Below are 20,136 nucleotides of genomic sequence, written 5' to 3'. Positions count from 1 at the left end.
CGTATCTGATTGGATTATTCTAACATTCCCATTTGCCAAATAACAATGATCATAGACAGAATGGCTATGATAAAAAATCCTATATAGATATAGGTATAGGAGCTTCTCTTTTTGTTAGAGGAGCCCAAATCGCCAGAAGATCTCATATGGCTTGGTTTTATGTGGTTGCATGTTTATATAAGACCCCATAAAAATATAAATGTTACACTTTTTGTGGTTTTAATTGTGAAATTCTTTCTTCAAAACTGGATGCTGCAATTGGTTCTTCGATATTTTTGAATAATTCCATGAGTTGAGTATCATGATTCCAACGTTTTTGCTTTAATAAATTAAAGTGTACAAAAGTACTCCACAATATAGCTTTTAATTCAGTTTTGTCTTGATTCCACATTCTGATTTCTACATGCAATTGATTCTCTGTGTGTCGGATCAGTTGAGAATCTATAATTACATTTTCCATTAATAAGGCAGGTTTGATATATGCAATCTGGTTTGTGCCGACTACCCAACTTATACCTTTTGTCTTTGCTAGTGTGAAAATATCAAGATTGTAATATTTGTCAATTTGATCCTCTCGGGCATTGATCATATAATTGATATAAGCAGCGTTGTTCAGGTGATTAAAAGGGTCGCAATCCTGAAATCTTATTTTTGCTTTACTTTCTAGTACTTTAAGTAATTTCATATGTCTGTTATTTATTAATTTTAATAATATACCAATTGGTATATTGTAGATTAAAAAAAAGTTATTATTTAAGTTCGTTGTTAATTATTTCATCAACTTGATCCATAGTTTCCAGAAGATAACTGTTATCTTCTAGGGTATGCGTCATAAAAATAGCACCAATAATCATTGTGTATAATCTTTTTGCATATAATATAGGGTCTATTTTAGAGTTTATCTCTCCATGTTTTTGGCCGTTTTCAATAATCTTTGCAAGATTACTTTTTATTTTTGTGATTGTATATCTTACCCGTTCGAGTAATAAAGGGTTTTGATGTTTGGCATCTACTCCCATATTTAGAACCGGACAACCTCCTAATTCTTGACTGTAGTTATAATAATTTCGATAAAAATCGGTAATTAGAAATAATTTTTCCAGAGAAGAGTTACTTAAAGATTGGTGATCTGTGATCCTGCGAAGCATATTTTTTACTGTAGCATTAAATGCAGCAACAGCTAATTCTTCTTTATTTTTAAAGTTACCATAAATAGCGCCTTTAGTTAATCCTGTAGCCTTAGTGATATCACTAAGACTTGTAGCTGCGTATCCATTTTTATTAAAAATTGGCGCAACGGTCTGAATAATAAATTCTGTTGTCTGTTCGGCTTTTGTAAGCATTTCTTAGTAAAATGAGTTTAAATGTACAAAAAATATACCTATTGGTATATTTTAAAGTAAAATAATTTTTAGATAATTAAAAAACAGAAAAAAGTAAAGTTGCTAATTATGACCTAGGTTGCCATAAATACCATCGAGAGGTTCTATTTTTGTAATGCTTTTTGGTAAGTTACAAGCATCTTCAATTTCCATATCCTGATAACGTAATAATAAATCAAATTTTTTGAGAGCACTTTGCGCTTGATCACACCCAACATTCACATTTCTCACATTATTTGTTTTGATCTCTTTAGGTCGATTACTTCTATTTTCAAAGTCTTTAAATTGGCATTTTATAACGTTTCTTTCTTTGAAATAGAAACGCTCTTCAAGAGTTAATATAACATCTACAAGTTGACGCTTTCCTGATTTACTTCTTTCATAATCTTTGTACGAGATCTTATGTGTTGCATACTGGAAGAATAGTTCATCATCCCAGATATAGAATTCATCACGATATTTTACATGCCCTTTGGTATGAGTATGTATGATGTGTTTTAGTTCATTACCATTGTAATAAAAAGTAAGACCTCCTTTTTCTATTGCTTCTTCACAAGAGTATTCTGTATGATGTTGTCTTAGAGTGTTTGTGTCTACTAATTCTCTGATTAATTGATATTTATTGCGAATATCAGATAAAGCTCCTTTTCTGGTTTGGCCCAGGGAGATAAATGAGGTCAGAAGAAGTACTAATACTATAGTTGGTTTCATTGAGGGAGCAATGTACTCAAAACCTCTTTTTTTTCATTATTTAGTTATTAACCATGTAGGAATAATTTTGTTAATATCTACGGTAAAACCGTAATTCATGCAGTCTAACGATATTTACTTTTTTTATTTTTTTGTTTAAAAATATACAAGCAATCTACTTTTTCCAGGTAGATTGCTTGTTTTGTCATAAGATTCAGGGGATTTTTCCCGGTCAAGAAACTAAATTCTCTTGATTTCTAAAAACTAAATTATTATCAAATTCATCTAGTAGGATTATGTTTTCAGTAGATACTTTGCCTGCTAGAATTTCTTTTGATAGCTTGTTTAGTACTTCTTTTTGTATTGTACGTTTAACGGGTCTTGCTCCAAACTCTGGCTGGAAACCTCTTTCTGCGAGATATGTTATTGCTTGTTCTGTGGCATCCAAAGTAATTTGTTGTTCCACTAACATTTTTGAAACATGTTTTAGTTGAAGTTTTACAATCTCCTTTATGTTGGATTTGGTTAATGGGGAAAACATCACAATGTCGTCTATTCTGTTTAGAAACTCTGGGCGAACAGCTTGTTTTAGTAATCCAAGAACTTCAACTTTGGCCGCTTCCATCGCAGAATCCATATCTTTAATAGTTTCAAATTTTTCCTGAATGATATGGCTCCCGATATTACTGGTCATAATGATGATGGTATTTCTGAAATCGGCTGTTCTACCTTTGTTATCTGTTAATCGACCTTCGTCTAATACTTGTAAGAGTACATTAAATGTATCAGGGTGTGCTTTCTCTATTTCATCGAGTAATACCACAGAATATGGTTTTCTTCTTACAGCTTCAGTTAATTGTCCTCCTTCATCATATCCAACATATCCTGGAGGAGCTCCCATTAATCTGCTTACAGAGTGTCGCTCTTGATATTCACTCATGTCTATACGAGTAATGGAGCTTTCATCATTAAAGAGATATTCTGCTAAAGCTTTTGCTAATTCAGTTTTACCCACTCCTGTAGTTCCGAGAAATAAGAACGATCCAATGGGTTTTTTCTGATCCTGTAAACCGGCTCGACTTCGACGTACTGCATCACTAACTGCTTGTATGGCTTCAGTTTGACCAACAACTCGTTTTTGAAGTTCTTCTTCTAATACAAGTAATTTTTCTCGTTCGCTTTGTAGCATTTTGGTAACGGGTATGCCTGTCCATTTAGCAACAACTTCTGCTATATCATCATTGGTAACTTCTTCTTTGATAAGAGAAGATTTACTCTGTTGTTCATTTAGTTGTGTTTGAAGTTCATCCAGTTTTTCCTGTACTTCTTTTATTTTTCCATAACGTAATTCTGCAACTTTTCCATAATCACCATTTCGCTCTGCTCGTTCAGCCTCAAGTTTATATTCTTCTATATCTGTTTTGGCATTTTGTATGGCATCAACGACTTCTTTTTCACTTTGCCATTTTGAGAAAATTTCATTACGTTCTTCCTTGATATTAGCAAGATCAGCATTTAATGTTTTTAATTTTAGATGATCATCTTCTCGTTTTATAGCTTCGATTTCAATCTCGAGTTGCATAACTTTTCGATCTAATACATCTAATTCTTCAGGTTTTGAGTTGATTTCCATTCGTAATTTAGAAGCAGCCTCATCCATTAAGTCAATAGCCTTGTCGGGTAAAAACCTGTTAGTTATGTAGCGCTGGGATAATTCAACTGCAGAAATGATGGCTTCATCTTTTATACGAACTTTATGATGTGTTTCGTATTTTTCTTTAATACCTCTAAGAATTGAAATAGCACTTTCTGTATCTGGTTCATCCACAACTACCCTTTGAAAACGTCTTTCTAAAGCTTTATCTTTTTCAAAATATTTTTGGTATTCATCTAGTGTTGTAGCTCCTATCGCTCGTAACTCTCCTCTTGCTAAAGCTGGTTTAAGGATGTTGGCGGCATCCATTGCCCCTTGGCCACCGCCGGCACCTACCAAAGTATGTATTTCGTCAATAAATAGTACAATATCTCCATCGCTAGAGGTTACTTCTTTGACTACAGATTTTAAACGTTCTTCAAATTCACCTTTAAATTTTGCGCCAGCAATTAAGGCACCCATATCCAGAGAAAAAATTTGTTTATCTCTCAGGTTTTCTGGAATATCTCCAGCAATAATTCGATGTGCTAATCCTTCGGCAATAGCAGTTTTACCAACACCAGGTTCTCCAACCAGCATTGGGTTGTTTTTGGTACGACGAGATAAGATTTGTAGCACTCTTCTAATTTCCTCATCACGGCCAATTACAGGATCCAATTTCCCGCTTTCTGCCATTTCATTAAGGTTTTTGGCATATTTGCTTAATGCTTGATATGTCTCTTCTGCGTTTTGAGATGTTACTCGTTCTCCTTTTCTTATTTCGCTAATGGCTTCGGTAAGATGTTTTTCTGTGACTCCTTGATCTTTTAGGATTTGTGCGATCTTACTTTTTGATTTAAAAATTGCAATGACTAAATGTTCGATAGAAACATATTCATCGTTCATCTTTTTTGCAATGATGCTAGCTTCGTTTAATGAAGAACCGGCTTCTCGAGACAATTGCAATTCTCCTCCGCTTACTTTTGGAAAACTTTCTAACGTACTATCTAAAACTTGTTGCAATAGATTAATATTTACATTGAGTTTTTTAAGTAGAAATGGTAAAACATTTTCGTCTACATTAAAAATGGCTTTAAAAATATGTTCATTTTCTATTTGCTGATGTCCGAACCCTTGAGCAAGTTGTTGTGCTTGCTGTATGGCTTCTTGTGATTTTATGGTGAAATTATTAAAATTCATAGGGTTATATTTTGAGTTCTAGTGTAGGAAATCAAATAATATTCCGACAATAAAAACACGTCAAAATGTCTGTTTTTACTCGAGGTTTACTGACTTTTTGGCTAAATGTAAAGTTAAGGGTTTTACAACGACAAATAAATAATTATAGTCAGTTTTAAAATGCATTTGACTAAGTTTGCAATAATTTAGTATAAGAAATAACAATGGGAATATTAGGTAAATTATTTGGATCTGAAGAGAAAGAATCTAAAGAAGAAAAACAAGCTCTGCCATGGCAAGAGCTTAATTCGATACCTCAATTGGATAAAATAGCAGAAGCTTCAAAGACTAAAACACAAGCAATTTTTAAACATTCTACACGATGTGGAATTAGTAGAATGGTGATTAGAAATTTTGAAAGTAGTTTTGATCTAACAGAGAGTCAGGTAGATCTTTATTATTTGGATTTATTGAATCATAGAGATGTTTCTTCAGAGGTGTCTGCAAAATTTCAGGTTTTTCATGAGTCACCACAATTTATTGTAATTCGCAATGGAGTAGTGGTTCATCATTCTTCACATAGTATGATTACACCTCAGGTTTTACATCAATATATTTAAAAAATATTTTTGCTTTTTTCATCTAGAAATGGGCATATTGTTTTATTAGAATTTCTAGACTCAAACATTTTTATGAATAGGTGAGTTGACATTTTTCGGGCTCTTCTTTTTGCAAGTTCTACTTTTTCTCCAAAAAAGAGTTTATCAAGTGTTTCTATCCATATGTTAAGCCAAATACCAAAGTGTTTTTCTGTAATAGTACCCTTAAAAACTTGATCGACTTCTTGGTGTACTTTGATAGGATTACCTTTATATTTTGCAACAAATAAAAGATTGGTTTCCCAGAAGTCAGTTAACCTTTCTAGATGTGCATCCCAATCCTGGATTACATGATTAAAAAGAGGACCAAGTGTAGGTTCTTCTCTAATTTTTGAATAGAATGAGGTGATTAATAGATAAACATCATCTCTACTCCTTATATCACTTTTCATAAACTCAAATTTTCAATATTCATAAGTCTGTTAGTTTATATGAGACTTAAAAGGATAATAATGCTATTAATAAGTAAACTAACTATTAGTAAATTAAATACTATTTTGGCTTTCATTTGAGCTAAAATAGAGGCGTTAAATGTCATGCACGCGATCACACAAAGAGAAAGTTCTATAACTTGTGCTGTAGATCGATCTTGCATAAGAATAACCATTGCAGCGACTGATCCCAGACAACTGGAAAGTATGATCATTAATGGTATATATGCCATATACATTTCTTTGAAATCTTTTAATAACCTTGAATACATAACAATAGATTTTAGATATATATTACAAAGGTATTTCAAGGAAGAGGTATGGATTTATGATCAAGATCATAAAGCTAGTACAACCACTGATTTATCGATAAACTTTTCGATTTTTGATTAAAAGTTCTCCTTTTTGCTCTAACTTTTTAATGCTCCTTATTACAGTTTCTACACGTAATCCGGTTAAATCGGCAAGTTGTTGTCTTGTGAGTTCTACTTTATATGTTTTTGAAGATGTTATTTGGGGATCATTATTCTTTTTAAAATAATCTAATATTCTTAAAATACGATGCTCTGGTTCCTGAGTTGATATTTCTGAAACCATAATAGCTTTGTAATACAAACGAGAAGCAAGTGTGCTGGTAAATTTATAATGAATCTTAGGATTTTCTTCTAAGAGTTTTAAAAATTTCTCCTTGGATAATTGCCAAACCTCAGAATCTATAATTGCTTCTGCATTCGCAGGGTATTTGAAATCTGAAAATAAAGGAGGTTCGCCAAAACTCTTTTCTTTTGCAAAAATACCTTGTATGTACTCTTTGCCTTCTTCATTATAGTTATTCATTTTAATCTCGCCAGCATGCACCTGATAATAATAGCGAGCTATAGTACCTTCTTCAAAAAGTTGTTCACCTCGTTTATATTTTTTTAAAACAGCCCCCGAGTTAAGTAATTTTTCATTATCTATCATGCTAAATTTTTCTATGGATCATATTATCCGTCAAAATTCAATAGTGATATGGCTAATACTATAAGAAATCTTGTTGTGCAAGACAAGAGGTCTATCGTTACTATTTAAAACGATAATTAGTAATAATATTCTTTAGTTTATTTTTTAAATCTTCACCTGAGTCATAAACCATTTGCTCATTAGATGGAAATTGAACTGCTTTAAGTCCCAGATATCCCAGTAAACCATCTTCTAATGCACGTTTATCACCACTATAATTGGCATAAATATGTTGAAATACATATTCACTAGATATAGGGAAAGTTTCTAAAAGTTGTCTGGTTCTAAGATTTCTGTATTGAACATTACCCACTACATTCGCTGCTTTAAACTGAGTGAATTCATAATACTCGCAACGAACTTTTACCATTTTATCTACTTTTACTTTTTCCCCTTTATCATCTACCACTATTTCATCATTTTCATCTAGTAAATATTCCCAACCATCTTTAACTAGTTTTTCCTTTTCTAGTTGACGTTCTTTTATCTGTTCTGGAGAGATATTAATTTCTCTCAAGGAAACTTCCATTGCATAATCATATTTTACAGAACGTTGAGGTTGGCTATGATATACTGTCCATAAATCATCAAGACCATACGTACCAAAATTTAGCAAATCACTTTCTAATCTTCTTGGGATAATGACGTCTGTGTTATTTTTCATAGTAACTCTTACAAAATCTGTCCCTTTGAGATGAGCTTCTTCTATCATCTCTTTTGTATTCTTATAGTTAGGGGTGATTTTATCAAGGTATATTAAATCATCATATACCGCTCTGTAATCTGATTTTTGTTTTGCAGAGGATAAAAGTGTTTTAGCATTATCAAAAAGGTACTTAGAAAGTTTATCTTTTGTACTTATAATTCTCTGATCATAATTATCGATAGAAAAATTTGCATTACGTCCTTCTTCTACAAGGTAAAGTGGTAGAAGAGGTTTGATACGTTCTTGTCGACTTTTTAAAGTAGTATATGTATTAAAAATACGTTCTAAATTTGCAGGATTCCCTTCTTTTTCTAGGTAGGCCACAGCATTTTTATCTCTCTCAATAACTTTTGCATATGCCTGTTCTAACATAAGAATATAAGGTTGCTTACCCTTTTTATCTTTATTGGTCTTAAGTTTGTTTAAAGCAATATTTATAGCTTGATCGTAGTTTCCTGTATTAAGTGCCTTTTCGGTTTTCTTTACACTGCTACAAGAAACAGCAAAAACAAATGTAAGTACTAGAAGTAATAGTTTTTTCATGTCAATAGTATTTTGATTGGGGTCATAAAATCAACTTTAATGCCAAAAGATAATAAAAAAAACCTCGAAATTGAGTTTTCCGAGGTTTTATAACGGTTGCGATTATTTTATTTTTTGAAAACAGGAAGTAATTTAGTAGAAACTTCTCCAAACCCAATACGTACTCCATTCTTTTCACAATACCCTCTTATAGTCACGGTATCATTATCTTCAACAAATTTACGACTTCCACCAGAATCTAACTGAACTGGTTTCTCTCCTCGCCAGCTTAATTCTAACATAGAACCATAAGATTCTGGAGTTGGACCTGATAAAGTTCCACTTCCCATCATGTCTCCAGAATTAACGGGACACCCATTTATGGTATGATGTGTGAGTTGTTGTGCCATATTCCAGTACATATGTTTAAAATTACTTCTGGATATGATAGTTTCTTTTTCTTTTTCTGGTTGAATAGCTACTTCAAGATTGATGTCAAAACTCTTTTTGCCTTTATATTGAAGATAGGGCAGTTGTTTTTTTAATGGTTTTGGACCCTCAGTTCTATAAGGTTCTAATGCATCAAGAGTAACAATCCATGGTGATATTGATGAGGCAAAGTTTTTACCTAAAAAAGGACCAAGAGGTACATATTCCCATTTTTGTATATCTCTTGCACTCCAATCATTAAAAAGCACCATCCCAAAAATATAATCCTCAGCTTCTTCAATAGGGATTGGTTCTCCCAATTGATTTGCATCTGTAGTTATAAATGCCATTTCAAGTTCGAAATCGACTAATCTCGAAGGACCAAAAATTGGCTCTGTAGCACCATTAGTTAGTTTTTGACCTTGCGGACGATGAACAGGAATACCAGATGGAATTATAGAACTACTTCGTCCATGATACCCAACAGGCATATGTAACCAATTAGGAAGTAGAGCATTTTCTGGATCTCTAAACATCTTTCCTACATTTGTAGCATGCTCAATACTACTATAAAAATCAGTATAATCTCCAATGCTAACAGGTAATTGCATTTCGATTTCATCTAGAGAGAATAATACTTCTTTTCTATGTTTTTCATTGTTTTTTAGACTGTCATTGGTAGCGTCAAAAATATCCGCAATTCTATTACGAACTAACCTCCATGTTTTTTTTCCGTCAGAAATAAAGTCATTTAAAGAATCTTGTAAAAAAATATCATCGGTTAAAGGAATTCCTTCAAAATAACCCAACTGATGAAGAGCTCCTAAGTCAATAGCAGTATCACCAATACGTGTTCCTATGGTAATAATATCATCCCTGGTAAGGAAAACACCAAAAGGAATATTCTGAATTGGAAAATCAGTTTTAAGAGGGGTTTTAATCCACGTTTTTCTATCTGGATAATTTGCGGTTATGGGCATTATTGTTTTTTTAATAGATTGTTGGTAATTCTTAAAATCAAATATATAATTTTCGCTCGTTTAAAAATTTTTAATTGTGTGAAAATTAATTAAAATTTTACAAAAGAATATAATTGATTGTAATAATAATATTTATTAAGCCTTCTTATTGAAGAGTCTTCTCGATAAGAGTAGTAAAAATAGATAATATACAATTCTCTTATCTGCTATGTTGTTAAGAAAATGTTCATATTTATTACTATTCATTTCATCTAATTTAATGAATGTATTTCCTATTTTTGCACTTTTATTAACAAATTGAGAATACATGCAACGCGACGAACAAATTTTTGATTTAATTCAGGACGAAAGAGAACGTCAGATCAACGGATTAGAACTTATCGCTTCAGAAAATTTTGTAAGTGAACAAGTGATGGAAGCTGCCGGATCTGTACTAACTAATAAATATGCCGAGGGATATCCCGGAAAACGTTATTATGGCGGATGTGCAGTAGTAGATGTTGTAGAACAGATTGCTATTGATCGTGCAAAAGAATTGTTTGGAGCAGAGTATGCTAATGTGCAACCACATTCTGGCTCGCAAGCGAATACTGCGGTATATCATGCATGTCTTAAACCTGGAGATAAAATATTAGGTTTTGATCTTTCTCATGGAGGACATTTGACTCATGGGTCTCCGGTTAATTTTTCAGGAAAATTATACAACCCGGTTTTTTATGGTGTAGAAAAAGAGACGGGAGAATTAAATTATGACAAGATTCAGGAAATTGCGACAACAGAAAAGCCACAAATGATCATTGCCGGAGCGTCTGCATATTCAAGAGAAATCGATTATAAAAGATTTAGAGAGATTGCAGATAGTGTAGGTGCAATTCTTATGGCTGATATTGCACATCCAGCAGGCTTAATAGCAAAAGGTGTTATTTCTGATCCTGTTCCGCACTGTCATGTAGTAACGACGACTACACATAAGACGCTTAGAGGTCCAAGAGGAGGGTTGATCCTTATGGGTAAAGATTTTGAAAATCCTTTTGGAATTACTTTAAAAAGTGGAAAGAAGCGTATGATGTCTTCTTTGTTTGATAGTGCTGTTTTTCCAGGAAATCAAGGTGGACCTTTAGAGCACATCATTGCTGCAAAAGCTATTGCGTTTGGAGAGGCGTTAACCGATGAATTTTTGCACTATATAGTACAAGTAAAGAAAAATGCAGCGGTTATGGCTGAAGCATTTGTGAAAAAAGGATATGAAGTGATTTCTGGAGGTACAGATAATCATATGATGTTAATCGATTTACGTAATAAAGGAGTAACAGGGAAGCAGGCTGAAGAAGCTCTTGGTGTTGCAGAAATTACTGTAAATAAAAATATGGTACCTTTTGATGATAAATCTCCATTTGTTACTTCAGGAATTAGAATAGGTGTGGCTGCAGTTACTACACGCGGACTTGTAGAAAATGATATGCTTGCTATTGTAGAATTAATTGACAAAGTAATTGTTAATGTAGAGAATGAAGAAGCATTACATGATATTGCTAACGAAGTAAATGCTATGATGGCAGACAAACCATTATTTATAGCTTAGCAGATTAATTATAATAATTAAAGCGCATTGTCTTATTAGTAGATAATGCGCTTTTCGTATTTAATACGATAGATTTACATTATTATCTATTAGAAACGGCGAATAGTATCAGTTTTTCACTAGAAATAGGGTAGTTTACATATTTTATATTCCTGATCTTTGGATTCATTATAAAATATGATTTGATCTAGAATTATCCCCAATAATAAATTTGCTGGTAAGGAAGTTTTTAACGAATTATGTATTTAAATTTGGATTGGTTATCACCATAGAGTTATGAAAAATATAAAATTACTCATATTCGTATTGATATGGCCTTTTATTAGTATATCACAGAATATAGATGAATCTATTCTAAAAATCAGAAAAGAGTTTCAACGTATCAATTCGAGCACAACATTAAAAAAGATTGATTTGAATAATGAAGAATTTATGGAATATATACCAGATGGAGGAGGTCAGATTACTGGTTTTTTTGAGAGTGATCATTTGGTGAAAATTACCGAATGGATGGGACCTTCTTATGGAGTTGTCATAACAGATTATTACTTAAAAGACGGGGACGTGTTTTTTGCGTATCAGCGGGAAAATAAGTTTAAGGATGTTTTTGATGAATCAGGAGAATGGATGCATTTTGATACATCTAAACTCGAAATTAAATTTGAAGGAAGATATTATTTTGAAAATTATAAACTTATAAAAGAACTCAATAAAGGAAAGCCCTTATTAGAAAGAACTTTTAAGGAAACTGAATTTCTTGAACAAGCTAATATATATGCCGAGATATTAAGAAAATCAAGGATTATGAAAAACAAAAAGAATTAGACTCTCTTTTTATTCAAAATGTAATATTCTAGAACAATACAGATGAACAAATACATGAATGTTATGAATATACAGAGTACACTTATTTCGATGTTGATCATAATAACTGTTGTATTGACAGGGTGTAATAAAAAACAACAGTCTACATCTACAAAGAATAAAGTAGAGATAGAGGATGTAAACGCTACATCTGATGAAAACAATATGGAAAAACAGAAAACCTCCTCCGATGACATTACTGTTCCTGATATAGAAGGACGATATGATCTTATAGAAGGGTTTGGAAATGGGCCAGAAAAAATACACGATTATAGTATATATAAAGGGATATTAATCATAAACCGTATCTCTGATACAGAGTTTGGTTTTGTTAAGGTTACAAAAACTAATCCATACAGTCCTATTGGCGAACATGGAATCTTCTCTTATAAAGAAAACAGGTTTTATAAAAAAGAAATAGACTATCCCGAAAAAATTATATACCATAGTAAAAGTATGGATCTCATAGTAAATGATAGTTTGATCAGTACAACTCGATATACTTCAAATATGACTATATATGGTATATGGAGAAAATCGAATCCAGAATCAAATATTTATGTTTCTCTTCGGAAAACATTAGAGAAAGAAAAAAAAGAATATATTGATTTTTATAATGAAGTGTATAAAGATACTAGTATAACAGGAAGAAATGAATTCATCAAATATAGAACAGGAGAGAGATTTATAGAAAATGATTCAATTTTTCTGAGTAAATGGAAGAAATATAATACTAATTCTTCTGATAAGGAATAGAGTATTGATGTGAAAAAAGATTTCAAAATCTCTTTTTCCTCATGAAAGCCTAATATAATGAAAGAATATATACAAACAATAGAGAGTGAATTCAAGAAAAATGGAAACCCAACTATTGCATTGGATCAAAAGGCTTATATGAGGGGTCAATTTGAGTTTTTCGGACTCAAAGCAACCCAAAGAAGAGAAATTCAAAAACCATTTTTTATTAAAGAATTTCTCCCGAAAAAAGGCGAATTACATCAAATTGTTAAAATACTTTGGGAGAAACCTCAAAGAGATTTTCAACATTTTGGACAAGAGCTTACCTTAAAATATGTAAAGCAGTTTGAAAAAGAAGATATTGAACTTTTTGAATTCATGGTGATTCATAAATCCTGGTGGGATACAATTGATTTTATTGCCACAAAATTAATTGGTGAATATTTTAAGATGTATCCAGAACAAAGGGATATTTATATAAAAAAATGGCTTGCATCTAATCATATATGGTTGCAAAGATCATGTTTGCTATTTCAACTGAAGTATAAAGAAAAATTAGATCCCGTGTTTTTGAGTTATGTGATTAATTCATTAACCGGGACTCAAGAATTTTTTATTAATAAAGCTATTGGTTGGGTGTTGAGAGAGTACAGTAGAACAAATCCAGAATGGGTTGTAGAATTTACGAACAAGACAGAATTGAGTAGGTTAAGTAGAAAAGAAGCTTTAAGATTAATTAAAAAGAATTAAAAATTGATAAGAAGAATAGGTGTTATAGTAAGTATAAGTTTACTCGTTGGTCTAAGTAGCTTTTATTCAATTCAATCATTGGGTAATAGGATTGATGAATCAAAATTAATTAGTCACATTATTAACCCTAAAGAACAAGAGGTACATTTTTATTGGAAAGATAAGAACGGAAATACATATGCAAGCCTAAACAATCTAAAAACAAAATTAGAGGAAGAAAATAAACAGTTAGTTTTTGCCATGAATGGAGGTATGTATAATAAAGATAGGACACCACAGGGATTATATATAGAAAACGGAGTTCGTAAGGCAAAAATAGATACCGTGGATAAAGGATATGGAAACTTTTATTTGCAGCCCAATGGTATTTTCTATTTAACCATAGATAACACCCCTATTATATGCCCGACAACTAAGTTTAACAGTAATAGTGATATAAAATATGCGACTCAATCAGGGCCAATGTTATTGATTGATAATAAAATTCACCCTAAGTTTACTGAAGGTTCTGTTAATGTTCATATCAGAAACGGAGTAGGAATTCTTCCTAATGGAAATTTACTTTTTGCAATGTCAAAAGAAAAAATAAACTTCTATGATTTTGCATCGTATTTTAAACAAAACGGCTGCAAGAATGCACTGTATCTAGATGGTTTTGTGTCTAGAACATATTTGCCTTCAGAGAATTGGGAGCAATTGGATGGAGATTTTGGAGTGATTATAGGAGAAATAAAAACTAATCCTTAGATGCTTATGAATGGCTCCAATTTTCTGCATCGTCACTATTATTGGGAGAAAGTCCGATAATGTCTCCATCAGTATTTACACCCAGACCAACGACAGTTCTATTTACATAATTGAAATAGCTAACTACTTGATTAATTTCTAATATTTCTCCATCAGATAATTGTTGCTCTCTAAGTTTATGAATATCTGCTTCTGTAATAGTGTGATGAGATAGTGTTAATTGTTTTGCATAATGTAAGCCCTCTAAATATTGATATTTAAAATGAAGTTCTGGTTGATCTTTTATGATAGAAGACATAATTCCCTGAAAAGTAGTTTCATCATTGAGCAAACGTTTTAACCCGGCAGCGTGATGATCAACACAATAGCTGCATTGGTTCAAATTACTCACATAAACACCAAGTGTTTCCAAATACCACTTTGGTAGTGTGTTATTCGAATTATGAAGTACATTTTTATATAATCCCATGTGACCTATAAGGGTATGTGGTCGTAAGCTATGAATAGATAAAACATTATCTACATTATTGTCAGGGCCCTTGATACGGTCATAAATCTTTTTTAATTGACCTGTAGCATTTTTATATGCTATTTCCTTTATCCAACTCATTTATTGAAGTTTTTCTCTAAAAAATGACCCTTTTTTACTGAAAAGAGCACTAAATAATACTAACATTGATCCTAGCATAATAGAAACATCTGCTAGGTTAAATATTTCAGTTTTAAAAATACCTAGATCCAAAATCAAAAAATCAGTCACCGATCCATACATGATACGATCAAAAAGGTTTCCAATTCCTCCACCAATAATGAAAGCAAAACCGATAATAGTTTCTCTGGAATAATTTGTCTTGATTAATATTTGTCTTAATAATACTAGTAAAACGAATATCGGAAGAATTTGTAATAAAATAGTTTTTAGTATCGGACTTAAATCCGAACCTAAACTATACGCTGCTCCTGTATTTTCGACTTTAGTCAACACAAAATTATCTTTAAAAACAGCTATACGTTCATAAGGTTCAATTGCTTGTCGTACAACACTTTTTGAGATCTGGTCGCAGCTAATATTTAGCAAAACCAGAGAAAGTATGAGTATTATTCTTATTTTTCCTTTGATTTTCATTATAATTTCAAAAGTAATAGAAACGATCAATTATTCTCATGTTTCTCATATTTTTTATGTTCAGAAAGAGAGAAAGCTTTATCATAACTATCTTTGTTAATAGTTTCATTTTCATTAGAATCATAATCAATTAAAATTTTCCAATTACCCTCTATCATTTTTAGTACGACATGAAATTGGCCATATGAATATTGTACTTTATTATCATTATCAGTATACGATGCTCTATAAATACCTCTGTCAGAAACAAGGGTTTCAGAATACACTCTTTCGAATAACCTAAAATCAATAAGAGCTGGTTTTCCTTTGGGTTTACTCCATCTTTTTTTATATCCTTCAAGGTAGGTTTTAACACCTTTTATTTCTCCACCATTTCCAGAAATACGAATCATGTCATTACTATGAATAGAGGCAAACAAATTGTAATCTAATGTTTCAAAGGCTTTAGAAAAATTACCATACATGTCGGCATTAATTTTTTCATGAATAGCAGTTTCTTGCGCTATACCATCAAGATTTGAATAATAAGAGAGTAGAATTATTATAAATATTATTTTTATTTTAGATTTCATAACTGTTAAATATTTTGTTGTTCATATAATACGCAATGTTTCAATCGGTCATTATCTAATAATTTAGGATGTATAAAAGTTTTAATGCGTTGCATTCCTATTTTTTTCATGATTAATTCTGATTTTAGATTAATCTCTGGGGCAACAGAATAGATTTTGTTTAGTCCCATTTGTTGAAATCCAAAATCCAGGCATGCTTTTGCACCTTCGGTAGCATATCCTTTGTTCCAAATACTTTTTTTAAGCCGCCAACCAATATCTATAAAAACATCGAGATCTTTTAAATAGGTTTGCTCGCATAAACCTATAAAGCCAATACATTCTCCATTTTCTAAAAGATCAACAGGGAAGTAACAGAACCCTTTTTCAGCGAACATTTCTTGCATTCGTACAATGAAAGCCTTAGTTTCTTGCTTTGATGGCTTAAAGGGGAAAAATTCCATTACATCATCATCATTATTAATTTCTGTTAAGAGCTCTAGATCGTCTAGCGTCCATTCCCTGAAACCTAAGCGTTCAGATGTAAAGATGTATGTATTCATTTTAAGCATTTTCATGTTGGCTTATGTAAATATAAAGTATCATTTAATACTTCTATAAAAATATAGGAGCACGTTAACGTTTTTTACATAAAAAAACAGGTGTTTACCCTCTTTTATTTACATTATATAATAATTATATTTGGTTATACACGATTCTTTATAAGAATACTAACCTAATAACCAGCCAAATATGAAAAACAAAACAGGAATTATTTTACATGGTTTTATAATAGTAGCTATTGGGGCTGCTTGTATGACTTCTTGTAAAAAGGAAGAAAAAAAAGAAGAAAAGATAGAGCCTGAAACCACATATAGTGAAGTTCAGACAGAAACTACTTGTGCTTGTGAATCGAGCTGGTTCCCACACAGTCAAACATCTGCTCCTGCCGAGGGAAAAGGGAGTCCTTTTGATGTATCTTCTACGACCAATTGTATTTTTCACCAATGGTCATGGCAGAAATTTTTATGGTTGACAAAACCAGATGGTAACCTCCCTTTATTTCTAAATCAGGATTCAATAATTCAAGTGAGTGATTTAATGGAGAAAATACCACAACAGACTGGGGCAAATGTGGTGTTAACAGATACAGAACAAGCAGGGTCGAATGGTATACTAAAAACAAATCCTGCATATAATAGTGCGACCAATGAGGCTATTACTATATATTATTCGATTCATACTAGTCCAATAATGTTAAACCAAGCTGAGATTTTTAAAAAACAATTAGATGATGGAACATTGCCTGCAGATAATTTAGAAGTATTTCCAGTAGGTTCTTTAGAGTTAAAAGTGTCATGGGTAGATATTAATGCTATTTCCAGTGATAAACAAAGTAATTATTTTACAACTGTTGCTGCTTTGAGCACAGATGGAGGTGCTACTTTTACAAATACTAAGATGGCTTTGTTAGGGATGCATGTTACTGGTGTTGTAGAAAATCATCCTGAGTTTATTTGGGCTACATTTGAACATAATGATATTGCACCAAATTATGATTGGTCTGCCAATACAGCAAGTTCATCCACAGAGAAATTATTATTTAGTAAAGGGACAACAACTGGCTTAGGTGGGATTACCTGGGATACAACAAACAAAGCACCAGTGAAAGCCCATATGGCGTATGATTTATTTCAATATGGGGTTCCTGTAGATGCTTCTGGTTTTTTGAAAACAAGCCAATCAGAGCCAGAAAATTTTGATAATATTAAAGATATTAATACTTGTGTGTCTGCAAAACTTACCGATGTATGGAATAATTATTTCTATAATGGTTCTATTTGGATTAATACAGATAATATGACACCAAAGGAACAAGCAGAAAAGATCGTAAGTTTAGGATATAAAATAGGAGCAGCAACTCCAGGATCTTTTGCAAGAGGTTCTTTAAATAACGCAAATGTTTCTATGGAAACCTTTACCCAGACTTTTCAAGATAGTATTTCAAAAATAGCAGTAGATAATCTCGCTAATTGCTTTTCATGTCATGCAGGAGTTAGTTTTACAGGTAATACTTCTCCAATATATCTTAGCCATATTTTTGATGCTTATATCAAATCTAGTCAAGGTAAAACGAGGGATGAAATTAATACATTAAAAGACGATCAACATATACAAACACTTCTTAAAGCTGTTGAATAGTAGTATTGTATAACATAAAAAAATGTCCTTTAGATTATTATTTAAAGGACATTTTTTATTTCTGTTTCATGATGTCTTTTTTCAATAATATCGATATCAATCTCATATTGCAATCCATACAAATTTATAAGAGTATCGGTTCTTTTATATTATCTATAAGATTATAAAAGAATGATTAGTTGTTTTCTTCAAAAGCGGCACTTTCATATGCACCAATATCGGGGGAAGTTGTATTGCGCAGATTACCCAGGATATCAGTTCCCGAAGTTGGAGTAGATGCACCTCCATTTGCTGCAGAATTATCACCAATATTGAGCATGTTCTTGAAAGGGTCTTTAAAATCAGGTTCTCCGTTTAATACGATATTCTCAAACAATGCTACATTTGTAAAATCATATAAGGCATTATCAGCAAATTGATTTCCTGTATCTTCGAATCTAATCAGACTGTTCTTGAAATTATAGTTAAAAGCAGTACCGTCAACTCTACTAAATATAAGTTCAAGTTGTTGGTTACCATAAATAATACAATTTGTAAAATTGGCTTCGATTAAATCAGCAACAACCACTTCTGTTTCACTTACTCTAAGATTATTATCTATTAAGACGGTTGGAAGTTCTCTAAATCCACTTCCTATACTAGAATAATTAGTAAAAGTACAGTGATTGAAATTGTAAGTCCCTCCTAATGAACAATTGAGAGATACTTGTCCAGCATTATTAATAACTACGTTTTCACCAAGTATATTACCTGTGCGAGCTAAAAGACCGACATTAGAACTGTTATAAATCTGTGTATTCGAAATGGTAAGTGTTGGATCTGGTCCGCCATCATTAGAATCCATTAATATACCCACCGTAGCATTTTTTATTGTGGCATGATTTATACTATGTCCTGTACTTCCTGCGGTGAGCCATATTGTACCCCATTGTCCCGGGATATCACTAAAACCAGGTTCTAAACGATCACTTTCAAAAATCACTTCATTTTCAAGGAGTTCGGGATCTGTACTTACATCACCATTTATAACAAGAGTACCTTCATTAGCAACAATAAGCCCAGAATCGGCATGAAAGTGTATTCTTGCACCAGCATCTATAGTAAGAGTTTTTCCACCGGGAACAGCTGCATATCCATAAATAATATAGGGCTTTTCGTTGGTGAAATTTAGCTGCTCGTCTTCTAGGAAGAAACCTTCAATTCTAATTTCATTATCTAAACCTAATAAAAGTGTTTCTATTTCACCTGTCATAGCATCTCTAGAAGGAAATAAAAATATAGCATCTTTTATTAAGGTAACCAGATCAACATCTTGTTGATTTCCACCTGTATCAAATAATATACGATCTGTATATAAAAACTCGGTATCTGTTGTTTGACTTGTTATATCGGTTGTGGTTTCTACAAATACAAAAATACTATCCTTTGCAAGTACCTGAACATCTTCAAAAGATTTTCCAGGAATACCATCTACATTAAGTCTATAGTTAGAATTTTCACCTCGTTCTAATGCAATAGTGGGGATCGTAAAATCATCGTCTGTTCGATTATATACTTTAAAGCTATACGTACTAGAGCCAATATTGGTAAAAACAGTATCCAAAAATAGAGTGTCATTTGAAAATTGTAAATTTCCAGTACTAGGCCCAGATTCAAAATCATTACGACAAGAGCTCCATAAAATTAATACTACAAGTAAGAAAAGAGTTGATAAGTAACGCATATTTATATAAAAAGGTCTTTAAGAGAATACATAAAGTTGCAAATTAGCAAAGATTTTTGTTTTTAAAAGCTTCATTTTCTCATTCTTTCATTTAATCATTATTTATGTTGATGAAAGTATAACTTGTTAGCCTATACATATATTGCTTTTTGATAAAATATAATACTAGTTAAATTATTTCTTTTTACTTAAAATTATTTCTTTTAATACTTTAACTTTGTTAGTTCAAATTTAATACGC

General features: G+C 31.9%; 22 protein-coding genes. 8 read left to right on the top strand and 14 right to left on the bottom strand.

Features of this window, described 5'->3' with window-relative positions:
- Positions 1–32 precede the first annotated feature (32 nt).
- Positions 33–191, top strand: coding sequence for a hypothetical protein (locus DK442_RS28425; RefSeq protein WP_160114396.1), 159 nt, complete (start codon positions 33–35; stop codon positions 189–191).
- 11 nt (positions 192–202) lie between these two features.
- Here DK442_RS28425 and DK442_RS27630 read toward each other — a convergent pair whose 3' ends face one another.
- From DK442_RS27630 to clpB, 4 genes are all read right to left on the bottom strand, one after another.
- Positions 203–685, bottom strand: coding sequence for a thioesterase family protein (locus tag DK442_RS27630; RefSeq protein WP_109439158.1), 483 nt, complete (start codon positions 683–685; stop codon positions 203–205).
- 64 nt (positions 686–749) lie between these two features.
- On the bottom strand, positions 750–1,343 hold the full coding sequence (locus tag DK442_RS27625) for a TetR/AcrR family transcriptional regulator (protein WP_109439157.1): 594 nt from the start codon (positions 1,341–1,343) through the stop codon (positions 750–752).
- A 102-nt stretch (positions 1,344–1,445) separates the two neighbouring features.
- Complete coding sequence (locus tag DK442_RS27620; RefSeq protein WP_109439156.1) at positions 1,446–2,093, bottom strand: hypothetical protein; 648 nt, start codon at positions 2,091–2,093, stop codon at positions 1,446–1,448.
- 211 nt (positions 2,094–2,304) lie between these two features.
- Complete coding sequence (clpB, locus tag DK442_RS27615) at positions 2,305–4,905, bottom strand: ATP-dependent chaperone ClpB (RefSeq protein WP_109439155.1); 2,601 nt, start codon at positions 4,903–4,905, stop codon at positions 2,305–2,307.
- Between the two features lie 203 nt (positions 4,906–5,108).
- Here clpB and ytxJ point away from each other — a divergent pair, with 203 nt between their 5' ends.
- Positions 5,109–5,504, top strand: coding sequence for a bacillithiol system redox-active protein YtxJ (ytxJ, locus tag DK442_RS27610; protein WP_109439154.1), 396 nt, complete (start codon positions 5,109–5,111; stop codon positions 5,502–5,504).
- On the opposite strand, the gene DK442_RS27605 is transcribed toward ytxJ, so the two are convergent.
- The 5 genes from DK442_RS27605 to fahA all read right to left on the bottom strand — a co-directional run bounded on the left by DK442_RS27605 (position 5,501) and on the right by fahA (position 9,613).
- The gene (locus DK442_RS27605) at positions 5,501–5,935 is read right to left on the bottom strand and encodes a group III truncated hemoglobin (RefSeq protein WP_109439153.1); all 435 of its coding nucleotides are present in this window, start codon (positions 5,933–5,935) and stop codon (positions 5,501–5,503) included. The two genes, ytxJ and DK442_RS27605, sit on opposite strands and share 4 nt — an antisense overlap.
- A gap of 35 nt (positions 5,936–5,970) precedes the next feature.
- Positions 5,971–6,246, bottom strand: a complete 276-nt coding sequence (locus DK442_RS27600; protein ID WP_109439152.1) for a hypothetical protein — start codon at positions 6,244–6,246, stop codon at positions 5,971–5,973.
- Positions 6,247–6,337: 91 nt separating this feature from the next.
- Positions 6,338–6,937: a Crp/Fnr family transcriptional regulator gene (locus tag DK442_RS27595; protein ID WP_109439151.1), complete on the bottom strand. Its 600-nt coding sequence runs from the start codon at positions 6,935–6,937 to the stop codon at positions 6,338–6,340.
- Between the two features lie 100 nt (positions 6,938–7,037).
- Positions 7,038–8,225: a hypothetical protein gene (locus tag DK442_RS27590; RefSeq protein WP_109439150.1), complete on the bottom strand. Its 1,188-nt coding sequence runs from the start codon at positions 8,223–8,225 to the stop codon at positions 7,038–7,040.
- A 107-nt stretch (positions 8,226–8,332) separates the two neighbouring features.
- Entirely contained in the window at positions 8,333–9,613 is a 1,281-nt protein-coding gene (gene fahA, locus DK442_RS27585; RefSeq protein WP_109439149.1) for a fumarylacetoacetase, read from the bottom strand.
- A gap of 307 nt (positions 9,614–9,920) precedes the next feature.
- Here fahA and glyA point away from each other — a divergent pair, with 307 nt between their 5' ends.
- The 5 genes from glyA (at position 9,921) to DK442_RS27560 (ending at position 14,294) form a co-directional block, all read left to right on the top strand.
- Positions 9,921–11,195 (top strand): serine hydroxymethyltransferase, encoded by a 1,275-nt coding sequence (gene glyA, locus DK442_RS27580; RefSeq protein ID WP_109439148.1) that lies wholly within the window; start codon positions 9,921–9,923, stop codon positions 11,193–11,195.
- Positions 11,196–11,471: 276 nt separating this feature from the next.
- The gene (locus tag DK442_RS27575; protein ID WP_109439147.1) at positions 11,472–12,020 is read left to right on the top strand and encodes a hypothetical protein; all 549 of its coding nucleotides are present in this window, start codon (positions 11,472–11,474) and stop codon (positions 12,018–12,020) included.
- 42 nt (positions 12,021–12,062) lie between these two features.
- Positions 12,063–12,815 carry a hypothetical protein gene (locus DK442_RS27570; RefSeq protein ID WP_109439146.1) on the top strand — a complete coding sequence of 251 codons (753 nt, stop codon included), beginning with the start codon at positions 12,063–12,065 and terminating at the stop codon, positions 12,813–12,815.
- Positions 12,816–12,872: 57 nt separating this feature from the next.
- Positions 12,873–13,547 carry a DNA alkylation repair protein gene (locus DK442_RS27565; protein ID WP_109439145.1) on the top strand — a complete coding sequence of 225 codons (675 nt, stop codon included), beginning with the start codon at positions 12,873–12,875 and terminating at the stop codon, positions 13,545–13,547.
- Positions 13,548–13,550: 3 nt separating this feature from the next.
- Complete coding sequence (locus DK442_RS27560) at positions 13,551–14,294, top strand: phosphodiester glycosidase family protein (protein ID WP_235011044.1); 744 nt, start codon at positions 13,551–13,553, stop codon at positions 14,292–14,294.
- Positions 14,295–14,298: 4 nt separating this feature from the next.
- Here DK442_RS27560 and DK442_RS27555 read toward each other — a convergent pair whose 3' ends face one another.
- From DK442_RS27555 to DK442_RS27540, 4 genes are read right to left on the bottom strand one after another with little or no spacing between them, the layout of a single operon-like run.
- Positions 14,299–14,904, bottom strand: coding sequence for a carboxymuconolactone decarboxylase family protein (locus DK442_RS27555; protein WP_109439144.1), 606 nt, complete (start codon positions 14,902–14,904; stop codon positions 14,299–14,301).
- The gene (lspA, locus tag DK442_RS27550; RefSeq protein WP_109439143.1) at positions 14,905–15,420 is read right to left on the bottom strand and encodes a signal peptidase II; all 516 of its coding nucleotides are present in this window, start codon (positions 15,418–15,420) and stop codon (positions 14,905–14,907) included. It abuts the gene before it with no gap.
- 26 nt (positions 15,421–15,446) lie between these two features.
- Complete coding sequence (locus DK442_RS27545; RefSeq protein ID WP_109439142.1) at positions 15,447–15,992, bottom strand: DUF4440 domain-containing protein; 546 nt, start codon at positions 15,990–15,992, stop codon at positions 15,447–15,449.
- A 5-nt stretch (positions 15,993–15,997) separates the two neighbouring features.
- A complete protein-coding gene (locus tag DK442_RS27540; RefSeq protein WP_109439231.1) occupies positions 15,998–16,534 on the bottom strand; it encodes a GNAT family N-acetyltransferase in 537 nt (178 codons plus the stop codon).
- 190 nt (positions 16,535–16,724) lie between these two features.
- Here DK442_RS27540 and DK442_RS27535 point away from each other — a divergent pair, with 190 nt between their 5' ends.
- Positions 16,725–18,173 carry a hypothetical protein gene (locus DK442_RS27535; RefSeq protein ID WP_109439141.1) on the top strand — a complete coding sequence of 483 codons (1,449 nt, stop codon included), beginning with the start codon at positions 16,725–16,727 and terminating at the stop codon, positions 18,171–18,173.
- 175 nt (positions 18,174–18,348) lie between these two features.
- Here the strand turns inward: DK442_RS27535 and DK442_RS27530 are convergent, their stop codons facing one another.
- A complete protein-coding gene (locus DK442_RS27530; protein WP_109439140.1) occupies positions 18,349–19,896 on the bottom strand; it encodes a hypothetical protein in 1,548 nt (515 codons plus the stop codon).
- Positions 19,897–20,136 lie beyond the last annotated feature (240 nt).

This window comes from Aquimarina sp. AU119, from assembly GCF_900312735.1.
GTDB classification, from domain to species: domain Bacteria; phylum Bacteroidota; class Bacteroidia; order Flavobacteriales; family Flavobacteriaceae; genus Aquimarina; species Aquimarina algiphila.
Note: the sequence above shows the minus strand (reverse complement) of the source record. Positions and strands in the feature narration are given on the sequence as shown.